Source organism: Rhizobium sp. WYCCWR 11152 (genome assembly GCF_013087615.1).
In the GTDB taxonomy this organism is placed as follows: Bacteria; Pseudomonadota; Alphaproteobacteria; order Rhizobiales; family Rhizobiaceae; genus Rhizobium; species Rhizobium indicum.
The window spans coordinates 860926-879515 of record NZ_JABFCP010000009.1 but is presented as its reverse complement, the minus strand read 5'-3'; the positions used below and the strand labels follow the sequence as shown (position 1 = coordinate 879515).

Annotated in this window: 19 protein-coding genes and 1 tRNA gene; 12 read left to right on the top strand and 8 right to left on the bottom strand. The window is 59.5% G+C overall.

The window, feature by feature from the left end:
- Positions 1-4: 4 nt before the first annotated feature.
- Positions 5-1108: a COX15/CtaA family protein gene (locus G9X67_RS19545; RefSeq protein ID WP_171599435.1), complete on the bottom strand. Its 1104-nt coding sequence runs from the start codon at positions 1106-1108 to the stop codon at positions 5-7.
- A 115-nt stretch (positions 1109-1223) separates the two neighbouring features.
- Here G9X67_RS19545 and G9X67_RS19540 point away from each other — a divergent pair, with 115 nt between their 5' ends.
- Together G9X67_RS19540 and G9X67_RS19535 are read left to right on the top strand one after the other, a co-directional pair.
- Positions 1224-1433 (top strand): DUF2842 domain-containing protein, encoded by a 210-nt coding sequence (locus G9X67_RS19540; RefSeq protein ID WP_138328282.1) that lies wholly within the window; start codon positions 1224-1226, stop codon positions 1431-1433.
- A gap of 118 nt (positions 1434-1551) precedes the next feature.
- Positions 1552-2793: a GNAT family N-acetyltransferase gene (locus G9X67_RS19535; protein ID WP_138328283.1), complete on the top strand. Its 1242-nt coding sequence runs from the start codon at positions 1552-1554 to the stop codon at positions 2791-2793.
- Between the two features lie 105 nt (positions 2794-2898).
- On the opposite strand, the gene G9X67_RS19530 is transcribed toward G9X67_RS19535, so the two are convergent.
- Complete coding sequence (locus G9X67_RS19530) at positions 2899-5079, bottom strand: exopolysaccharide transport family protein (RefSeq protein ID WP_171599434.1); 2181 nt, start codon at positions 5077-5079, stop codon at positions 2899-2901.
- Positions 5080-5268: 189 nt separating this feature from the next.
- Between G9X67_RS19530 and G9X67_RS19525 the strand changes: the two genes are divergently transcribed.
- The 4 genes from G9X67_RS19525 to G9X67_RS19510 are packed head-to-tail and all read left to right on the top strand — an operon-like array spanning position 5269 to position 9876.
- Positions 5269-5844 carry a polysaccharide biosynthesis/export family protein gene (locus tag G9X67_RS19525; protein WP_003547282.1) on the top strand — a complete coding sequence of 192 codons (576 nt, stop codon included), beginning with the start codon at positions 5269-5271 and terminating at the stop codon, positions 5842-5844.
- A gap of 3 nt (positions 5845-5847) precedes the next feature.
- Positions 5848-7017 carry a glycosyltransferase gene (locus tag G9X67_RS19520; protein WP_138328285.1) on the top strand — a complete coding sequence of 390 codons (1170 nt, stop codon included), beginning with the start codon at positions 5848-5850 and terminating at the stop codon, positions 7015-7017.
- Positions 7018-7072: 55 nt separating this feature from the next.
- Entirely contained in the window at positions 7073-8635 is a 1563-nt protein-coding gene (locus G9X67_RS19515; RefSeq protein ID WP_138328286.1) for an undecaprenyl-phosphate glucose phosphotransferase, read from the top strand.
- Positions 8632-9876, top strand: coding sequence for an O-antigen ligase family protein (locus G9X67_RS19510; protein WP_171599433.1), 1245 nt, complete (start codon positions 8632-8634; stop codon positions 9874-9876). The genes G9X67_RS19515 and G9X67_RS19510 overlap by 4 nt, the downstream gene beginning before the upstream one ends.
- 27 nt (positions 9877-9903) lie before the next feature.
- Here G9X67_RS19510 and G9X67_RS19505 read toward each other — a convergent pair whose 3' ends face one another.
- From G9X67_RS19505 to G9X67_RS19495, 3 genes are all read right to left on the bottom strand, one after another.
- Positions 9904-10737 (bottom strand): carbohydrate ABC transporter permease, encoded by an 834-nt coding sequence (locus G9X67_RS19505; RefSeq protein WP_003547275.1) that lies wholly within the window; start codon positions 10735-10737, stop codon positions 9904-9906.
- The gene (locus G9X67_RS19500) at positions 10737-11630 is read right to left on the bottom strand and encodes a sugar ABC transporter permease (protein ID WP_077976210.1); all 894 of its coding nucleotides are present in this window, start codon (positions 11628-11630) and stop codon (positions 10737-10739) included. The genes G9X67_RS19505 and G9X67_RS19500 overlap by 1 nt, the downstream gene beginning before the upstream one ends.
- 125 nt (positions 11631-11755) lie before the next feature.
- Complete coding sequence (locus tag G9X67_RS19495) at positions 11756-13093, bottom strand: extracellular solute-binding protein (RefSeq protein ID WP_138328289.1); 1338 nt, start codon at positions 13091-13093, stop codon at positions 11756-11758.
- A 176-nt stretch (positions 13094-13269) separates the two neighbouring features.
- Here G9X67_RS19495 and G9X67_RS19490 point away from each other — a divergent pair, with 176 nt between their 5' ends.
- The 4 genes from G9X67_RS19490 (at position 13270) to G9X67_RS19475 (ending at position 16209) form a co-directional block, all read left to right on the top strand.
- A complete protein-coding gene (locus G9X67_RS19490) occupies positions 13270-13884 on the top strand; it encodes a GNAT family N-acetyltransferase (RefSeq protein ID WP_138328964.1) in 615 nt (204 codons plus the stop codon).
- A gap of 551 nt (positions 13885-14435) precedes the next feature.
- The gene (locus G9X67_RS19485; protein WP_171599432.1) at positions 14436-15617 is read left to right on the top strand and encodes an ROK family transcriptional regulator; all 1182 of its coding nucleotides are present in this window, start codon (positions 14436-14438) and stop codon (positions 15615-15617) included.
- Between the two features lie 73 nt (positions 15618-15690).
- On the top strand, positions 15691-15984 hold the full coding sequence (locus G9X67_RS19480; protein WP_138328291.1) for a helix-turn-helix domain-containing protein: 294 nt from the start codon (positions 15691-15693) through the stop codon (positions 15982-15984).
- Positions 15985-16059: 75 nt separating this feature from the next.
- Positions 16060-16209, top strand: a complete 150-nt coding sequence (locus tag G9X67_RS19475; RefSeq protein ID WP_012756918.1) for a hypothetical protein — start codon at positions 16060-16062, stop codon at positions 16207-16209.
- A gap of 3 nt (positions 16210-16212) precedes the next feature.
- Here G9X67_RS19475 and G9X67_RS19470 read toward each other — a convergent pair whose 3' ends face one another.
- Entirely contained in the window at positions 16213-16425 is a 213-nt protein-coding gene (locus G9X67_RS19470) for a hypothetical protein (RefSeq protein WP_029872887.1), read from the bottom strand.
- 197 nt (positions 16426-16622) lie between these two features.
- On the opposite strand from G9X67_RS19470, the gene G9X67_RS19465 reads away from it, so the two are divergent.
- Positions 16623-16856, top strand: coding sequence for a DUF982 domain-containing protein (locus tag G9X67_RS19465; protein WP_017990989.1), 234 nt, complete (start codon positions 16623-16625; stop codon positions 16854-16856).
- Between the two features lie 5 nt (positions 16857-16861).
- Here the strand turns inward: G9X67_RS19465 and G9X67_RS19460 are convergent, their stop codons facing one another.
- Positions 16862-17083, bottom strand: a complete 222-nt coding sequence (locus G9X67_RS19460; protein WP_138387575.1) for a hypothetical protein — start codon at positions 17081-17083, stop codon at positions 16862-16864.
- Between the two features lie 536 nt (positions 17084-17619).
- Here G9X67_RS19460 and G9X67_RS19455 point away from each other — a divergent pair.
- Positions 17620-18252, top strand: a complete 633-nt coding sequence (locus G9X67_RS19455; protein WP_028741417.1) for a methyltransferase domain-containing protein — start codon at positions 17620-17622, stop codon at positions 18250-18252.
- Positions 18253-18439: 187 nt separating this feature from the next.
- Here the strand turns inward: G9X67_RS19455 and G9X67_RS19450 are convergent.
- Positions 18440-18516, bottom strand: a tRNA-Pro gene (locus tag G9X67_RS19450).
- Positions 18517-18590 lie beyond the last annotated feature (74 nt).

Sequence of the window (18590 nt, the reverse complement as noted above, 5' to 3'; positions counted from 1 at the left end):
CGCTTCAATCGCGTTCCGCGATCATCGTCCCGTGCGGATATTCGCCGTAAAAGCCGCGCCAGTTGGCGACGGCGAAGCCGAAAACCACCAGCGCGCCGGCTTGATGCAGCAGGCCCCAGTGAAGCGGCACCTGCATCAACAGCGTCGCTATGCCGATCGCCGCCTGCAGCGTCACCAGCACGAAAAGCAGGATCGCGCGACGTGCATGGGTGGTCCAAGGTGCTGCGCGAAGGGCGATCACCATGTTGATCAGCGTCAATGCGAAGAGCGTATAGGCGCCGATGCGGTGAATGAACTGCACCGTCTTCGGGTTCTCGAAGGCATTGATCCAGAAGGGCTGCTGGATCAGCAGATCGGAAGGGATAACGGCGCCATCCATCAGCGGCCAGGTATTGTAGGAGAAACCGGCATCAAGCCCCGCTACCAGCGCGCCGAGATAGATCTGGAACAGCGCGAAAATGGCGATCGCGGCGGCAAAACCGCGCGAGCTTCGTGCCGGCGGCGCATCGTCGGAATGCGGTGAGAGACCACGCATGATCCACATGCAGCCGGCAAAGATCAGGCAGGCCATGACGAGATGCGTCGCCAGCCTGTACTGGCTGACGTCGGTGCGGACGGAAAGGCCCGAGGACACCATCCACCAACCAATAAACCCCTGCAGGCCGCCGAGCGCCAGGATGCCGACGAGCGGCCAGCGCAGACGCTTCTCGATCCGGCCCGTCAGCCAGAAATAGATGAGCGGCAGCGCGAAAATTACGCCAATGGCACGCGCGATCAGCCGGTGCGCCCATTCCCACCAGAAGATGCCCTTGAACTCATCGACGGTCATGGAACTGTTCAGCTGCTGAAATTCGGGAATGCGCTGGTAGAGGCGGAATTCCTCCTCCCATTCGGCAGCCGACAACGGCGGGATGACGCCGTGGATCGGCTTCCACTCGGTGATCGACAGGCCGGAATTGGTCAGCCGCGTGGCGCCGCCGACGAGTACGAGACAGAAGAGCGCCAAAAGCACGAAGCCGAGCCAGAAGCGCAAGGCGCGGCGGTCGCGATTCTGCTTGCGCATTTCGCTCAGGATCGCCTGTTCCGTGGTCGGGTTTGCGACGGCCATGATGTCTCCTTCTATCCGGCAGTTGATTTGCCCCACCGGCTCATGCAAAACAAGCCCCGAACCTTTGCGGCATGCCGTCGCGCCGGTTCGTCCCCTCCATGCCGAGAGATAACCGATGCCCGTCCGCCTCCGCAAATTCATCGGCACGATCCTCATCATCGTGCTCGTGGTCGTCTATGCGCTAGTGGCGAATACGATCGCGGTGGCAACGCTCGGCAACGCGCCCTGGTGGGGACATCTGCTCTACTTCCTGCTCACCGGCCTGCTCTGGGTCTTGCCGGCAATGGTGATCATCAAATGGATGGCCGGACCGCGGCAGCAATAGGCCATTAACGGCCGAATAACCGTGATACGCGGAAAACCTCGCCCATCACCTGCGGTTAAACCAAATATACGTCTGCCATACCTACCTTCCCGTTCAGCATTCTTGACCGGAGAAAACCGTGCAGACGCAACCACTCGATGTCCATGAACAGCCGTCCGACGACGTGGCGCTGGCCGATACGGCCATTTCGCGCCTGCGCCAGCTGAGCATGAAACTCGCCATGACCCAACTCGACATCGAAGTCTTCGACGCGATGCAGCCGCTGGAGGATGAATGGCGGGCGCTGGAGCGCGACAACCTCCAGTCCCTGCATCAGAGCTACGACTGGTGCGCCGCCTGGGCGAGCGCCTTCCAGCGGCCGCTTGCGATCCTCAAAGCCACTCATGCGGGGCAGACCGCCTTCATTCTGCCGATCGAGATCGTCAAGTCTCGCGGCCTCAGGACGGCGAAATTCATTGCCGCCGATCACAGCAATATCAATACCGGCCTGTTCGCCGAGAGCTTTGCCGAAGCCGGCAGGACCATCGCCCCCCATGAGTTCGCCGGCCAGCTCCGGCATGCGCTGAAGGGCCGCGCCGATCTGCTGCTGCTGCAGAACATCCCGCTCGAATGGCGCGGGCGAGAGAGCCCGCTCGCCGGGCTGCCGATGGTGCAGAACCAGAATCATGCCTATCAGCTGCCGTTCCTTCCCGCTTTCGAGGACACGCTGAAGCAGCTCAACGCCAAGAACCGACGCAAGAAATTCCGTGTTCAGTCGAAGCGCCTCGAGGCGGCCGGCGGCTTCGAATACGTCATTCCCGGGACATCGGCAGAACAGCACGGCCTGCTCGATATCTTCTTCCGCCTGAAAAGCGCCCGCTTCGCCAGCCTCGGCCTGCCCGACGTCTTTGCCGACGGGGAAACGCAGACCTTCCTGCATGGTCTCATCGACAAGCAGGACGACAGCAGGCAGTACTTCGGGCTGCAGATGCATATGCTCCGGCTCAAGGGCGAGCATGAGGGTAAGATCGCCGCGATTTCAGGGATTTCGCGCAAGGGCGACCATATAATCTGCCAGTTCGGCGCGATCGATGAAGAGCTCGTGCCGGATACGAGCCCCGGCGAATTCCTCTATTGGCAGACCATCTCAGGATTGCATGGCAAGGGCGTCGAGCTGTTCGATTTCGGCCTCGGCGACCAGACCTACAAGCGTTCCTGGGCGCCGGTCGAGACCGCGCATTACGACGTGGTGCTGCCGGTATCGCCGTTCGGCGTCGTCGCCGGCGCCGCCCACCGGCTCGTCACCCGCGGCAAGGCGCACATCAAGGTGCGCCCGAAGCTCTATAAATTCGCCCAGGGCATCCGGGCACGGGTCGGTTAAAGCGCGTCGCGATCTTTCAGATTCGCTCCTTGCGCTTTAGCTTTTTGTTACGCATGTCGTTGCCGCAAAACCGCTGCACACGTTTGCGCGACATGCTTTAACCGTTCAAGCGGCCCGGCCGAGCGTCTGCTCGGCCCCTTCGCCGCCCGACATCAGCACGACGCGCTCATAGCCGGCCGCCTGGAATTCCGTCATCAATGCAACGAAAATGGTCTCCTCGACCTCAGGCAGCGAGAGGATGATCTCGACGTCCCGGCTGCGCGTCAGCCGCGAGACGCCGGCGACATCGGCCGAACCGCATTCGACCACCACGAGATCGTAGGCGGCGGCGAGCGCATCGAGCAGCAACGACAGCCGGTCGACACCGCGCATGGCGCGGCGCACGTCGCTCTGGCCCTGGGGAATGAGATGGGCGTCGGAAAGGCGGTCGCCGTGGATCGTGTCGCCGAAGGCGGCCTCGCCGCAAAGCAGATCGGTGACGCCAAGGGCGGCCGGGTCCTCGGCCATCAGTTCCGTGGGGTAGCCGGAGCCGGTCATATCGATCAGGATGACGCGGTGGCCGGCATCGGCGAGCATGCGGGTCAGCGAAACCGTCGCCATCGAGCCATTGTCACCAGTCGGAGATATGGCGATTGCCAGCGGCGCGCGGCTGCCGGTGAGATAATCCGCAACTGAGGCGACGGAGAATTCATTGTCATCCTCCGGCTCGTCCTCTGGCCCCTCATCGGCAACCTTCACGTCCTCGATCGTATCCTCTTCGTCCGCGACGACGGCGAGCATGCTCGGCTGAACGGGTTTTCCGGCGGCGGCGGCGATCGGAGCGGCCTGCGGCACATGTTTCTCCTCGACGACTGCTTCTGCCTCGATTGTCTCTGAAGCCGCATCTGTCGGGCGGAGCGCCCGGCCACTGAAGAGTTCGGCCAGCATGATGACGATGGCGCTCATGATCAGCGTCGCGACGGCAGCGACGACGACGATCGGCACCACCTTCGGGAAATAGGGATCGACCGGCTCAACGGCCCTGGAAACGATACGGGCATCGGCCGGGCTCGAATTGCTGTCGGCGCGGGACGCGGCTTCGCGGTAGCGCACCAGATAGGTTTCGAGCAGTTGGCGCTGGGCGTTCGCCTCGCGCTCCAGCGCATTGAGACCGACCTCGTCCTCACCGGCGCGGGCGCTGTTGGCCTGCACCGTCTCCGACTGGCGCTCGAGCTCGCTCGCCCGCAGATCCGCGACCTTCGACTCGTTCTCGATGCTCGCCAGGATCTTCTGCGTTTCCTGGCGGATCTGGCTGCGGATATCGGAGAGCTGGGCACGCAGGCTTTTCAGCCGCGGATGGCTGTTGAGAAGGCTGGTCTGCAGATCGGAGATCTGCGACTGCAGGCCGGATTCCGTCGCCTTCAGCCGCTGGATCGCCTGGGAGGACATGATGTCAGGCAGCGTATCGGAGGCTTCGCCCGAAGACAGTGCATTGCGCACCGCCTGCGCCCTCGCCTCGGCATTGGCCTTGTCGCCCCGCACGCGGGTCAGCTCAGCGGAAATATCGTTCAGTTGCTGGGCCGGAAAAGTCGTCGTGCCGTTCGTCTGCAGCAGCCCGTGCGAGGTGCGGTATTCGGCGACCTTCTTCTCGGCTTCGCTGACCTTCTGGCGCAGACCTTCGATCTCCGGCTCCAGCCAGCGGGTCGCTTCGGAATTGGAATCGAGCTTGGCGCCGCTCTGGGTTGAAAGATAGACATTCGCCATGGCGTTCGGAATGGCGGCGGCGAGCTTCGGGTCCTTGGAGGTGAAATTGATGCCGATGACGCGTGAACCCGGCACCTGATAGACCTGCAGGCGTTCGACGAAGGCGTCGATGACGCGCTCTTCTGGCGGATTTTCCAGCGGGTTCTTCTTCAGGTGAAGCTTCACCAGGATACTGCTCATCGCCGAGCCGCTGGCGGCATCGTCGAATTCCGGCAGGTTATAAAGCTTGAGGTCGTTGATGACCTTCTTGAGGAGATCGGCCGATTGCAGGAGCTGCACCTGGCTGGCGATGTTCAGTTCATCCATCAGCGGGCCGGCGCTGGCGTCATTGATCTGCTGCGTACTGGCGAAGGCCGGCGCCCGGGGTTCGATGAGGATGCGTGTTTCGGTGCGATATTGCGGCGACATGATCTTGGCGCCGACAAAGGCGACGCCCGCCCCCACGAGGGTGATTGTCAAAATCCGCAGACGGCGCGCCCAGACCGCACGGACCAACTGGCCGAGGTCGATGTCCACATCCTGATCACGAGCTACGCCGGACATGCTCTTACTCCACAACAAAGGTGCCGTAAGCGTAAACGACCATGGTAACTCAACGGTTAATGGCGATCTCGCCGAGAAATGAGTGACGATCGATGAAGGAACCAGGAAATTGCAAGCGCCCTTTACCGGGCATTAACCCTAACGGATCGATAACGACTGCACCGAGTTCATTTTTGTGAGCACAAGCGGATGTCTGTCGTCCAGCCCAAGATCCTTTTGGCCCTGAGCCTTGCAGCCATGACGGCAGCATTGGGCGGCTGCACGACGTACAGGCCGGCGCCGAAGGCCTTCAACGAGGCGACCATTCAGCCTTATACGCTGGACAGCGGCGATCGACTGCGCATCACCGTCTTCGACCAGCAGAGCCTGACCAACACCTATACGGTGGATCAGGCCGGCTATGTCGCCTTCCCGCTCATCGGCCAGGTCCCTGCCCGCGGCCGAACTCTGCAGCAACTCTCGGGGCAGATCGCCCAGAAGCTGCAGCAAGGCTATCTTCGCGATCCCGACGTCACCATCGATGTCGATCGCTACCGCTCGGTCTTCATCATGGGTGAAGTCGGCCAGCCCGGCCAGTATGCCTATGTTCCCGGCATGACGGTGCAGAATGCCATCGCGGTTGCCGGCGGCTTCACCAGCCGCGCCAACCAACGCATGGTCGATGTGACCCGCAAGATTAATGGGCAGGTGCTGACCGGCCGCATCAATATATCGGGGCCGATCATCGCAGGTGATACGATCTACGTTCGCGAACGGCTCTTCTGAGCGATGGCTGAACAGAAGCCTCTCCGCATTCTTCATTGCTTCAGGTCGCCGGTCGGCGGAATCTTCCGTCATGTCCGCGATCTCGTCGAGGAGCACAGCAAGGCCGGCCATGAAATCGGCATCCTCTGCGACAGCTCGACCGGCGGCGAATACGAGGACAGACTGTTCGACGATATAAGACCCTATCTCTCGCTCGGCCTGACACGCGTGCCGATCCGGCGCTCGATCAGCCCGTCCGATATTGCGACGATGTGGGATACATATAAGAAAATCAAAAGTTTGCGGCCGGATGTGCTGCACGGACACGGCGCCAAGGGCGGCGTGCTCGCGCGACTTGCCGGCTCAGCGTTGCGGGTGAACAGGTATCGCGTAGCCCGCCTCTATACCGCGCATGGCGGAAGCCTGCATTATTCGCGCTCCTCGCTCAGCGGACAGTTCGTCCTCCGGATGGAGCGCCTGCAGGAATATTTCACCGATGCGCTGGTCTTCATCTGCGAATATGAGCGCGACACCTATGCGCGCAAGGTCGGCCGCCCCAGGACGAAGACGAGACTGATCTACAACGGCATCGGCGAGCGCGATTTCGAGCCGATCCCCACCCGCTCGGATGCCGTGCATTTCATCTATGTCGGAATGCTCCGGGACCTCAAGGGTCCCGATCTGTTTGTCGATGCCTTCGCCAAGACCGAACGGCTGCTCGGCAGGCCGCTGTCGGCACTGATGATCGGCGACGGTCCGGATCGCGACCGCTACCGTGAAATGATGGTGGAACGCGGCCTTGGCAAACGCATCGGCATGCTGCCGGCCATGCGGGTCCACGAAGCCTTCTCCATGGCGCAGAACCTCGTCGTTCCCTCGCGCGCCGAAGCCATGCCCTATATCGTGCTCGAGGGGCTCGGCGCCGGCAAGACGATCATTGCAAGCCGTGTCGGCGGCATTCCCGAGGTGCTCGGTGCGGACAGCGCAGCACTGGTGGAGCCCGGCAATTCCGAGGATCTCGCCCGCGTCATGGCGGAAACGCTGAGCACGCCCGGCTGGCACGCCCGGACGATGCCGCAGCCCGAGGCGGTGAAGGCGGTGTTTTCTTCCGCCGTCATGGCACGGGATGTCCTGAAATTGTACCATGAACTCGTCAATCCCGCTGCCGGCCAAGCAATGCCCGTCGCCTCGTAAATATTTCTTAGGGGCTTTCTGGTAATCGCTTGGTGACAACGAGCGAAAAGCCCCCATGAACAAGCTGGAAAAAGGCGATCAATTCGACGTGGAAGCCCTGCGCAAGCAGGTCTCCGACATCGAGGCGCGCGGCGGCGCGGGTCAGGAGAAGCCTTCCGACCCGACCGAAATCAACCCCTATGCCCGGCAGATCGCCGAACAGTTCCGCGACGGAACCAATTCGCCGGTGATCATCATCGGGCAATTGCGGCTGCTGGAATTCCTGGCGCTCTTCGCGATCGCCCTGATCGTCCACTATTTCTGGCCCGGTGACGGCAGCGATTCCACCTGGATGCGGACGGGCATGGCAGCGATCGCTTCGGCTCTCACCGTCATCGGCCTGCAGCTTGCCGACACCTACACCATTCCCGCCCTGCGGGCGAAGCTCCGGCCGATGCCGCGCATCGTCGCCGCATGGACGATCGCGCTTCTCCTGACCGTCGGCCTGTTCGCGCTCATTCGCGGCACCACATGGGCGATGGTCGATGCCTATATCCCGTGGTTCGTCGCAGGCGCGCTCTTCCTTGCGGCAGAGCGCTTCCTCGTCGCCTATGGCATCCGCAACTGGGCGCGCAACGGCATCATGGAACGCCGCGCCGTCATCGTCGGCGGCGGCGAGCCGGCCAAGGACCTGATCCGCATCCTAGAACAGCAGGCCGACAACGACATCCGCATCTGCGGCATCTTCGACGACCGCGGCGAGAAACGCTCGCCGATCATGGTCGCCGGTTATCCGAAGCTCGGCACTGTCGCCGAACTCGTCGAATTCGTGCGGCTGACGCGCATCGATATGCTGATCATCGCCCTGCCGCTGTCGGCCGAGGCCCGTATCTACGACCTTTTGAAGAAGCTCTGGGTTCTGCCGGTCGATATCCGCCTTGCCGCGCATGCCAACCGGCTGCGTTTCCGGCCGCGCGCCTACTCGCATGTCGGCTCGGTGCCGATGCTCGATATTTTCAAGAAGCCGATCCGCGACTGGGATTCCGTCGCCAAGCGCGGCTTCGACATCTTCTTCACTTTGGTTGCGCTCGCGCTGCTCTGGCCGCTGATGATCGCAACCGCGATCGCCATCAAGGCGACTTCAGAAGGCCCGGTCTTCTTCATGCAGAAGCGCCACGGCTTCAACAACGAAATCATCAACGTCTTCAAGTTCCGCTCGATGTACACCAACATGGCCGACCCCACCGGCAAGGCCGCGGTGACCAAGGGCGATCCGCGCGTCACCCGCATCGGCCGCTTCATCCGCAAGACTTCGATCGACGAATTGCCGCAGCTTTTCAACGTTTTGAGGGGCGAGCTCTCGCTGGTCGGCCCACGCCCGCATGCCGTTCTCGCCCAGGCGCGCGATCGCGCCTTCGCCGATGTCGTCGAGGGTTATTTCGCCCGCCACCGCGTCAAGCCCGGTGTCACCGGCTGGGCGCAGATCAACGGCTGGCGTGGCGAAGTAGACAATGACGAGAAGATCAAGTTCCGCACGGCCTACGACCTCTATTACATCGAGAACTGGTCGCTCTGGTTCGATCTCAAGATCCTGTTCCTGACGCCGATCCGGCTGCTCAACACGGAAAACGCCTATTGACCGCGATCGAGGCGACATATCCGCGTGTCGCCCAACCGCAGCGGATGACGCTGCGCCTGATCGGCTCGGCCTTCGTCGCCTTCGGCGTCTTTCTTTCCGGTTTCGTGATCGACGAGCCGGCGCCATATGAACTCTGGATGGCGGGGCTGATCGGCCTCTGGTTCATCCTGGGCCTCAGGATTTCGCGCAGCGTGGCGCCGCTGCTCGCCCTGCTGCTGACCTTCAATATCGGCGGCATGCTGTCGCTGACGCAGATGAAGGACCTGGCAACGGCGCCGATGTATATCGCGGTGTCGACCTTCCTGGCGCTGACGGCGGTCTTCTACGCGGCAATCATCGAGGACAGCCACAAGCGGCTGCCGCTGATCTTCAACGCCTGGACCTTCGCCGCCGTCGCCACCTCCGCGCTCGGCATACTCGGCTATTTCCACGCCTTCCCGGGCGCGGAAATCTTCACGCTCTACGACCGCGCCAAAGGCGCCTTCCAGGATCCGAATGTTTTCGGCCCCTTCCTGGTGCCGCCATCGCTCTATCTGGTCCACGGTATCCTGGTCGGCGACCTGAAGAAATCGCCGCTGAAGGCCGCCGCCCTGCTCGTGCTTGCGCTCGGCATTTTCCTCTCCTTTTCCCGCGCCGCCTGGGGGCTCTTCGCGCTCGGCGTGGTGCTGCTGATCTTCATCATGCTGCTGAAGGAGCGCAGCGGCGCCTTTCGCTTGCGCGTCCTGGTCCTGTCGCTGGCGGCGATCATCATGTTGGTCGCGTCGCTGCTGGTGGCGCTGCAGATCCCAAAGGTCGCCGAACTGTTTTCGGCGCGCGCCCAGCTTGTGCAGCAATATGACGGTGAACATCTCGGCCGCTTCGAGCGCCACCGGATCGGCTTCACGATGATGATGGAGCGCCCGCTCGGCATCGGCCCGCTGGTGTTCGGCACGATGTTTCCCGAGGACGAGCACAATATCTGGCTGAAATCGCTCACCTCCTATGGCTGGCTCGGCTTTGTCAGCTATGTCGGCATGCTTCTCTGGACGCTGGCTCTCGGTTTCCGAAACCTGCTGCTCGACCGGCCGTGGCAGCCCTTCCTGATGATCGCCTGGATCTCGGTTCTCGGCCATGCGACAATCGGAAACGTCATCGACATCGACCACTGGCGCCATGTCTATCTGCTGCTCGGCACGGTCTGGGGCTGCGCGGCGCTGGAAGTGCGCCACAAGCGCGAGCGAAGACTGAGGCGCGCGGCGTGAGGTCTTGCCGCCGACCGCATCGGCTGTCTATTTCGTCGCTCCTGCCGTCAAGCCAGCAATAAACCGCCGCTGGAAAATGAGATAGGTCACGATGAGCGGGAAAATGACAATCACCGCGCCGGCGGTCAAAACGGGCGTGTTGACGGTATAGCGCCCTTGGAAAAACAGCATGCCGAGGGGCAGCGTCCGATAGTCGTCGTCGTTGACCAGGATGAACGGAATCAGAAACTCGTTCCAGGTCCATATGAACAGGAACAGCGCCAGTGTCGACATTGCCGGCACCATGAGCGGGATAACGATCTTGCGCAGGATATGGAAGCGTCCGGCGCCATCGAGAACCGCCGCTTCGAGAACTTCTTCCGGCAGTTGCTGCATCGCGCTGGCGAGGAAGATCGTCGAGAACGGTATCGACATCGCGATCTGCGGCAAAATCAGAGCCGCATAGGTATTGATCAATCCCAGATACCGCATTTCGTAATAAAGCGGGATGATGAAGGCTTCCGCCGGCACCATCATGCCGAGCGTCAGGATAGCGAACAGCGTGCGCCGGAACGGAAACGACAGGTAGGCGAAGGCAAAACCAGTCAGCAGGCCCAAAAAGACGCTTGCAGCAACGACGGGTATGACAACGATGATCGAATTCCAGAAGTAAATGTTGAAATGTCCGGCATTCCAAGCATCGACGTAATTTTCGAAATGCGGATATGCCGGCAGCGCGAATGCACCCTGCAGAACGTCGGCCTTGCTCTTTATCGAGGTTAGAAGCAGAAGCAGGAACGGCGTGATCGTTACGAAAGCAAGAAGCCAGAGGACAAGGCGAAGGAATAGCGTACCGGGGGAGATGTTAGACCAACGGCTCATCAAGCCCGTCCTTTGTTCTGCGATCCCACAAATCGGTGAATTGCATAGTTGATGACAAACGTGAGGACCGCGCCGACAATGGCGATGGCCGCTGCGGCGCCGAATCGATTAAGCTCGAAGCCGAGCTGATACATGTAGATGTTCGGCACGAGCGTCGCGTTGGCGGGTCCGCCCCTGGTCATTGTAAAAATCAGGTCGAAGCTTTTGATTGACGCTATCACCGTCAGGAGCAAAACCACCCTTATTTCAGGTAAGAGAAGCGGCAGCGTTATCCAGAAAAAGGTTTTTCGCGCCGAAGCGCCATCGACCTTGGCAGCGTCGAAAAGAGACGGGTCGATACGCTGAATTCCGGTCAGGAAGATGACCATGCAAAAACCGAAGAAATACCAGGTGGCAACGATCCCGACCGCGGGAAGCACAAAATTGAAATTTCCCAGCCACGGGAGTGCGAAGGCGCCCAACCCCACTGCTCTCAGAAACTGATTGAACGGGCCAAATGCAGGATTGTAGAGCCATGCCCAGATGATGCCCAACACGGCGGTCGGCATGATGTAAGGCAGGAACAAGAAGGTGCGCAGTGCAAGTTGTTCGCGCTGCTTCAGATTCCAGACGCAAGCGGCGAGAGTTATGCCGAGCACGAGCGGCAGGACACAGTAGAAGATCATGAGCTCGGCATTGTTACGCAAGGCAATATAAAAACGGCTGTCAGAAAAGAGATCGACGTAATTGCCGAGACCAACCCACTTGGGCATGCTCAGGCCGTCCCAGCTGGTCAGGCTCAAACCCAAAGCCGCGACGATCGGTCCAAAGACAAAAGCCGCGTAGAACAGCAATCCAGGCAATAAATAGATAAAATTGGTCTGTTGCGAGCCATCAAGTGCGGAGCGTTTCATCCATTACTCCATAAAGCTAAAGCTGTGGTCGTCGCGCAGCAAGCCGATCGCAGTGCTCATTTATTTGGATCGACGAGACTGAGTTCACGGCCGCAGGGGACGGCCGTGACCAGCGCCTGCAGTCTTTATTTCTTATCCTTCAGGTACGCCTGATAATCCTTGTCCATAGCATCGACAAAGGCTTCGGGCGTGATATTGCCGGACAGAAGAAGCGGCGTGTTGTCGTCTATTGTCTTCAGCATCGTCGGGCTCGACCAGTCGGGGTAATGGCCGAGAGCGTCGTTTGCGTTGAGTGTCTTCCACATTTCGATGCCGGAGCTGAGGAGCGGCGTGAGCTTTGGCTTTGCGTCAGCCGCGAGCGAAGTTGCCGGAAGATAGCCGGCATTGGCCCAGGTTTCAGCAGCCTTTTCCGAGACCATATAATCGATATATGCGCCGGCTACGTCCTGTGTCGGCTTCGTTTTGGCAAGGCTCGTTATCGCCCAGGCAAGATCCACGCCCCCGACACTCATGGGCTTGGAAATACCTTTCGGGGCGGGAATTGCCATGAAGCCGATATCCGGATTGTGTTGCATGTCACCGAAATACCAGGTCCCGGAGATCAGGAACGCGCCCTGCCCGGAAATGAAAAGCTGAACGGCGTCGTCACCCGAGATGCCTTCGTAACCGGGGAAAAAATAACCGCCCTGTGCCCACTGCTGCACGAGTTTGGCGGATTCGATGTTCCCCTTGGTGTTCCAGGAGCCGCCCCGGCCGTAGATCAGATCGTCAAGCTCGGCACGATTGCTCGCGTCGATATGAGCCTGCTCGATGGCGCCGATCATGTGCAGGGCCAGATGCTGTTTTGCCGAGCCCATCATGAAGGGCGGGACGCCCTTTTCCTTCAGCTTGTCGAGATCGGCTAGAAGCTCCTCGAAGGTTTGCGGCAGCGCTACTCCTGCATCGCTGAGGATCTTTTTATTGTAGAAGAGGCCAACGATCTCGCCGAGGCCGGATATGCCGTAGGTCTTACCGACCCCAAATTTTCCATCCTCCCAGCGGTCTCGAGCAAGCACGGAATCCGACTGGCGCTTCTCCCAGCCATATTGTTTGATGTAGTCGTCGACCGGCAGGAGCAATCCTTCCTTGACCATCGCCCCCATGTCACCGGCACCCTGATTGACTTTCGTGATGACAGGGCCATCGCCTGCCGAAACCGCAAGCTTCAGCGTCAGCTTCATGTCATCAAAAGTGCGGGCGGTGCGTTTGATCGTGACGCCGGGATGGGCAGCTTCGAAGTCCTTGTTGAGCTGCTCTATGACCGCACTCTGGCCTTCATAGGTTTGGTCATCCCACACAGCCAGGTCGTCGGCGCGCGCGGCTGCCGAAAGGCCAAAACAAAAAAGCGCCGCGCCAGCAAACGCGACAGCTGCTTTCAATCCGTATGCCGGCAGTATGCTGATCGATTTCATAGTTCTTGTCATCTGCTCCACCTCATCTGGTTTATTCTCACTCCCCGCTCAGGCCATGCGCCAAGCACCGGCCGAACGTTTTCTTCCCCCAGAGCTTTGCCTGGCTGGCGAATCTGAGGTAATCGTCAATGCATCCGCTCCTCTCGCGACCTAAAAAGACAAAGCGCCACGCTGGAGGTGGCAAAGTGATGGACACCAGCTGCTTCATCCGCCCCGCGATTGAAGCGGATATCGACGCCCTTTTCGACATCTGCCTGAAAACCGCAAATGGCGGTGAGGATGCCAGCGCGCTTTATAGCGACCCGCATCTGCCCGGCTACATCTGGTCGGTACCCTACCTCAAATTCGCCAAGGACTTTGCCTTTGTTCTCGTTCAGGACGACCGGCCGGTCGGCTACGTTGTAGGGGTGCCGGACACCGGCGGGTTCGACAGAGACTTGCAGATGAACTGGTGGCCGTTCGTCCGCCAGCAGATTACAGGACTGGCACCCAGCCGCCCGCGCGACGCCGACGTGATGGAACGAATTCAAAATCCGCGCAGCGGAACGGGGTGGCTTCAAGACCAGTACCCGGCGCATCTCCACATCAACATCCTTCCCGGACTTCAGGCAAGCGGTTGGGGACGCAGGATGATCGGCACGGAGCTTCAGGCGCTTCGAAATCACGGGGTCGGCGGCGTGCATCTCGGGGTTGACCCAAACAACGAACGCGCCAAGGGTTTCTACCGTCACCTTGGCTTTTCCGAATTCGAGCAGGATGGCTCCGTCGCCTTCGCAATGCGGATCCATGCGGGATTGGGTTGAAGCATTTCCTGGCTTCTCCGAGGCAGGGAAAGGCCTTGCCTCATCGGTATAAGAACCCTTGATTGGAGAAAATCTCACACGCCCAGAGCTGCCTGCTCCCCACGAGGCGAGATCAGCGTGCCCATCCGGATGAACGTCCGCCTGAAGGCGTAGTGCTATTGTCGGCAGTAAAACAGATTGCTCGGCGGAAAGCTGTCCATCAATCGAGGGCTTCATCATGAGCAAATCCTCGGCAGCCAGGTTCAAGGGATCGGCGGGGCGCAAAAAAGGAAATAGCCAGGGAAGCCTAGGCCGGTTCCTCTTTGGGCGATCTTGGCGAGCGCACGGCTAACCAGACGATACGTATGGCGCATACTTCTACTCGACCCTCTTTATTTCATCGCGCATTTTTATCGCGCGTTGATCCAAAGCCTACAGCTGGCCTCCCATTTGTCAAGGACATAGACAAATTGCGTGCTTCAGTGTATTGAATTCCAGTTAGTCGCGATAGTTGTGAACCCAATATCGCCCTATTAAGTATGCGCTCCGAACTAATTGACTGAGCTCGCCGGATGGCAATGACATCTTCTGTCGCACAGACTCCGATCGCACGAAAAATTTCAACCAATGCCGTCATTCGAACCGTGTTCGCGAATGGATCAATCTCTCGCGCCGATATTGCCAAGCTAACCGGCTTGTCAAAGCAGACGATTTCCGATGTCGTGCGCGACCTTGAGGATGACGGATGGCTGAAACCAGTCGGGCAGACCGATGGTCGCCCGGGCCGGAATGCGATCACCTATGAAATCAATGCCAAGGCGGGACTGGCCGTCTCCATCGATCTCGGGAGCACCAAGATTGCTGCGGCTATCTGCGATCTGTTAGGGAACGTGGTTGCTGAAACCAAAGTATCCACCGATCCGCGCGGCGGAATGCATCTCGTCAATCAGTTCAGTGATCTTATCGTGGAACTCGCGCTTGCGGCCGGGACGACTGCCGACAAACTCCGTCTGGTCGTTCTGGGCAGTCCCGGTGTGCTCGATCCGGCCACCGGACATATCAACGTAGCGCCAAGCATCCCCGGCATCGACGCAATAAATCTGCGGCAAGTCTTCAGCGACAGAATGGGGATACCGGTGATCGTTGAAAATGACGTCAACCTGGCCGCCCAAGGGGAGAGATGGCGGGGACACGGTGTCGAAACCAGCAATTTTGCTTTCGTTGCTCTCGGCACGGGCGTCGGCATGGGCATCATCGCCAACGGAACTCTGTTGCGCGGCGCGCGTGGGGCGGCCGGCGAAATCGCCTATCTTCCGATCGGCGGAGATGCTTTTGATCCTGGCGGATTTACGCTTGGAACCTTTGAGAGTGCGGTCGGCAGCGTCGCGATGTTGCGCCGCTACGTCGGTTTCGGCGGCCGCAACGCATCCACCGTGGCCGATCTCTTCGCCGCGTTTAATGCAGGAGAAACAAGTGCTGCGGCTGCCATCGAAGAGACGGCAAGGCTGGTCGCAGTCGCTATCGCTGCAATCGGAGCGGCTCTCGATCCTGAACTGGTGATCACCGGCGGCAGCATCGGCGCAAGACCGGAACTCGTAAACGCCATCCGCGGTTTCCTGCCGCGTTGTACGCCTTACCCGCCGCGCATCGAGATCAGTCGCTTTGGGAACCGGGCCGCCCTGATGGGAGGAATGGGGATCGCGGTCGAGCGCATGCATGACGATCTATTTGGTGTCAAATTGAGGGAAGTTTGAAGAGCGCATACCATAGGGCGAACGTGCAGCGTCGCCACTTGAGAAGCGCTGGAAATGCGCTAGATTTTCCATCATGATAACAGCAACGCAGATCCGCGGCGCGCGCGCCATGATTGGAATGAGCATCGAAGAGCTCGCCGCCGCCAGCGGCCTGCCGGTCGAGACCCTGATGGCGCTGGAAAATGGCGAATTCGCCGGCGAGCCGCACGCGCTGTTCGACGTACGCAGCACGCTCGAGGCGAACGGCATCATCTTCCTGTCCAGCGGCAATCAGGATGAAGGCGGCCCCGGCATCCGGTTACGGGCACGCACCTCCAGCGATGACGGCATCCGGCCGGAAAACCTCAACGCCGCCAACGACGACTGACGGAACCAATCGCTCGCCCGGGCGTTTCGCTGTCCCAGAACATATCGGGGCCCATAACATATCGGGGGCAGTCTCTTGAACCGCAGCAATGGTCTCTACGTTATCATCGGCGTTCTTGTCGTCGCCGTCATCGGCCTCGGCGCCTATATCTTCCACGAGGAAAGCAAGCCGCAAGGCATCGAGATGAGCATCGGTAAGAACGGTGTCTCGATCGAGCAGAACTGATCTTTATAAATAGGTTTTTGCAAGGTCGGCAAGTTTGCCGCCGTCCTTCACGCCCTGTCTGTAGAGCTGAATGATGACCGCACCGATCCGTTCGGCCTCCGGCGTCGTCCTGGCGAGGCCGCGTTCGTCGCAGACCTTGTCGAGGACCTGCGAAAGCAGATCGAGATCTTCCGAAAATAACGGCAAATCATGCGGATGAATTGATGATCGTAACATCACGCCGCATCTCCTCCGAGGGCAAACGCATCCACGCTTGCATCGCCGGCCGCCCTCCGCAACCGACCATAAAGTGATTATGCGCGAGGGTCTGAACTTTAGCAACTACGCAAATTCTTGTGGAACAAAATTATGGAACAAAATTTTATCCTGCGCGTTCTGGCCGCGTTTGGTAGCAGGAATCAGTGAGTGCAGACGTGAGTGAAAAACGCTTTCCCTCCCCCGTTCGGGTCGTTTCTCCAAACAGCAGCCTGATCGTTTCCACCGTCTGGGAGGCCGTCGAATATCTGAAGCGGTGGCCGAGCAAGCGTGGGCGCGATTATCGCGTTGCGCGCCAGCACTGCCTGGATGCGCTCGATGGACTGCGCAGCCCGCGTGCAGCACAGGCTTCCTTCATCACGGCAGCGAAAACGGCGGGATTGCTGGTGTAAGATCGTCAGCTGTTGCGTCCACCGCCGGCAGCGATGAGCTGAGGATGGACGGAGCCTTCCATGATCACCTTGGCGGTAACCTCGATCACCTGCTCCTCGGCGAGCTCGGCAAGCGCGAGAGCGACATCGCCTTCCGACCAGCCGGCTTTGACGGCCTCGTCCGACAGAGCCTGGAACGCGCTGGCGAGACTCTGCCTGCAAGTTAGATTGTGCTTCATATCCGCCATGCTCGACTAGGCTATCTGTGACAGGGATAATGTTAATCTACACATATTCACGAGAATGCGAAGAGGCTTCAGGTTTTTTTCAATCCAAATTTGGGTTGTTAACTTCCAAACTGGGTATAACCTCAACAAAAGACAACAAATACCACCTCTCCCAACTGAGGCAGTACCAAAAAGAACTAAAGGATTTATTTGCGATGCACCTTCAAAGTGTATTTCATCGCGTTATTTAGTTTAAATGGTCGAACCGGTCGGAGCCGGATGCAGCGGCCCTTTGAACCACGAGAATGCGGCAAACCTGAACGCGGGCCGTTTTCAGCATCTTCAGGGCACCCTGTCAATCAGCTTCGGGATCCGGCGGGCGAGCGTCGGGCGTGCTGGAGAATGTCTCGCGCTGTCGGTGCTGCCAATCGGCAGTGACGCTTAGTCGCCACGAACGCCTTCGGCGTTAATCACCGTAATACCACAACGACACCACACTCCCGTCAAAGTCCGCCGTACCATTGGCGGCTCACTTCTTCAGGTTTTCAGGAGGTAAAATGTCTATCGAACTGGACGCTACTACATATATACACGCCAAACCGGCGACCGCCCATTCCTATATTCTGCCGGCCGTTGTCGATGTTCTCGAGAACAGTTTCCAGGAGGCAAAAGAAACGGCGGTCTTCGACCTCGGTTGCGGCACCGGCGGTGCTGCCGCCGTGCTTGCCGAAAAAGGGTATGACGTCGTCGGCGTCGATCCCTCGAAGGACGGCATCGCCAAAGCGAGAACGGCCCACCCCGATCTTCCATTGGAAATCGGTTCCGGTTACGAAGATCTTTCCAGTCGGTACGGGACCTTCGATGCGGTGATCAGCCTCGAAGTGGTGGAACATGTCTATGATCCCAAGGCTTTCTCGACGACTATTTTCGACCTGGTGAAGCCTGGCGGCATCGCGGTCGTATCGACGCCTTTCCACGGCTACTGGAAAAATCTGGCTTTGGCCGTGAGCGGAAAGATGGACGACCACTTTATGCCTCTGAAAGACCATGGCCATATCAAATTCTGGTCTCCCGAAACGCTCAGCACGCTGCTCGTCGAAACAGGCTTCGAAGACGTCGACTTCGAATATGTCGGGAGGATTCCGCTGCTGGCGAAATCGATGATCGCGATCGCTCAGAAACCGCACTGAAAGCGGTCGAAGGACCACCATCCCTTTGCAACGGCGGCGCTATAGCTCGCCTGCAACATTAACAATGACATTTTCGTTCGGGACGTTCGGCTCCCGCTTCAGCATTGCTGCCAATGCCTCGTTCCGTTTTCCGCCGCTAGCGGGACGAAGAAAACTGACATTCTGACTGGGATTTCAAGGGGATAAATGGTCGGGGCGACTGGACTCGAACCAGCGACCCCTTGACCCCCAGTCAAGTGCGCTACCGGGCTGCGCTACGCCCCGACCTGCCGAAACGGCTTGTTTCGTTTAGTTTTTCAGCGCGTGCAATGCAAGCGGAAAAACCTTACCTTCAACAA

Coding starts and splice junctions, on each gene's coding strand:
- G9X67_RS19480 (WP_138328291.1), top strand. CDS start 15,691: ATGATAACAGCAACGCAGATCCGCGGCGCGCGCGCCATGATTGGAATG.
- G9X67_RS19455 (WP_028741417.1), top strand. CDS start 17,620: ATGTCTATCGAACTGGACGCTACTACATATATACACGCCAAACCGGCG.
- G9X67_RS19485 (WP_171599432.1), top strand. CDS start 14,436: ATGGCAATGACATCTTCTGTCGCACAGACTCCGATCGCACGAAAAATT.
- G9X67_RS19505 (WP_003547275.1), bottom strand. CDS start 10,737: ATGAGCCGTTGGTCTAACATCTCCCCCGGTACGCTATTCCTTCGCCTT.
- G9X67_RS19495 (WP_138328289.1), bottom strand. CDS start 13,093: ATGACAAGAACTATGAAATCGATCAGCATACTGCCGGCATACGGATTG.
- G9X67_RS19490 (WP_138328964.1), top strand. CDS start 13,270: ATGGACACCAGCTGCTTCATCCGCCCCGCGATTGAAGCGGATATCGAC.
- G9X67_RS19515 (WP_138328286.1), top strand. CDS start 7,073: ATGAACAAGCTGGAAAAAGGCGATCAATTCGACGTGGAAGCCCTGCGC.
- G9X67_RS19530 (WP_171599434.1), bottom strand. CDS start 5,079: ATGTCCGGCGTAGCTCGTGATCAGGATGTGGACATCGACCTCGGCCAG.
- G9X67_RS19545 (WP_171599435.1), bottom strand. CDS start 1,108: ATGGCCGTCGCAAACCCGACCACGGAACAGGCGATCCTGAGCGAAATG.
- G9X67_RS19525 (WP_003547282.1), top strand. CDS start 5,269: ATGTCTGTCGTCCAGCCCAAGATCCTTTTGGCCCTGAGCCTTGCAGCC.
- G9X67_RS19540 (WP_138328282.1), top strand. CDS start 1,224: ATGCCCGTCCGCCTCCGCAAATTCATCGGCACGATCCTCATCATCGTG.
- G9X67_RS19500 (WP_077976210.1), bottom strand. CDS start 11,630: ATGAAACGCTCCGCACTTGATGGCTCGCAACAGACCAATTTTATCTAT.
- G9X67_RS19470 (WP_029872887.1), bottom strand. CDS start 16,425: ATGTTACGATCATCAATTCATCCGCATGATTTGCCGTTATTTTCGGAA.
- G9X67_RS19460 (WP_138387575.1), bottom strand. CDS start 17,083: ATGGCGGATATGAAGCACAATCTAACTTGCAGGCAGAGTCTCGCCAGC.
- G9X67_RS19520 (WP_138328285.1), top strand. CDS start 5,848: ATGGCTGAACAGAAGCCTCTCCGCATTCTTCATTGCTTCAGGTCGCCG.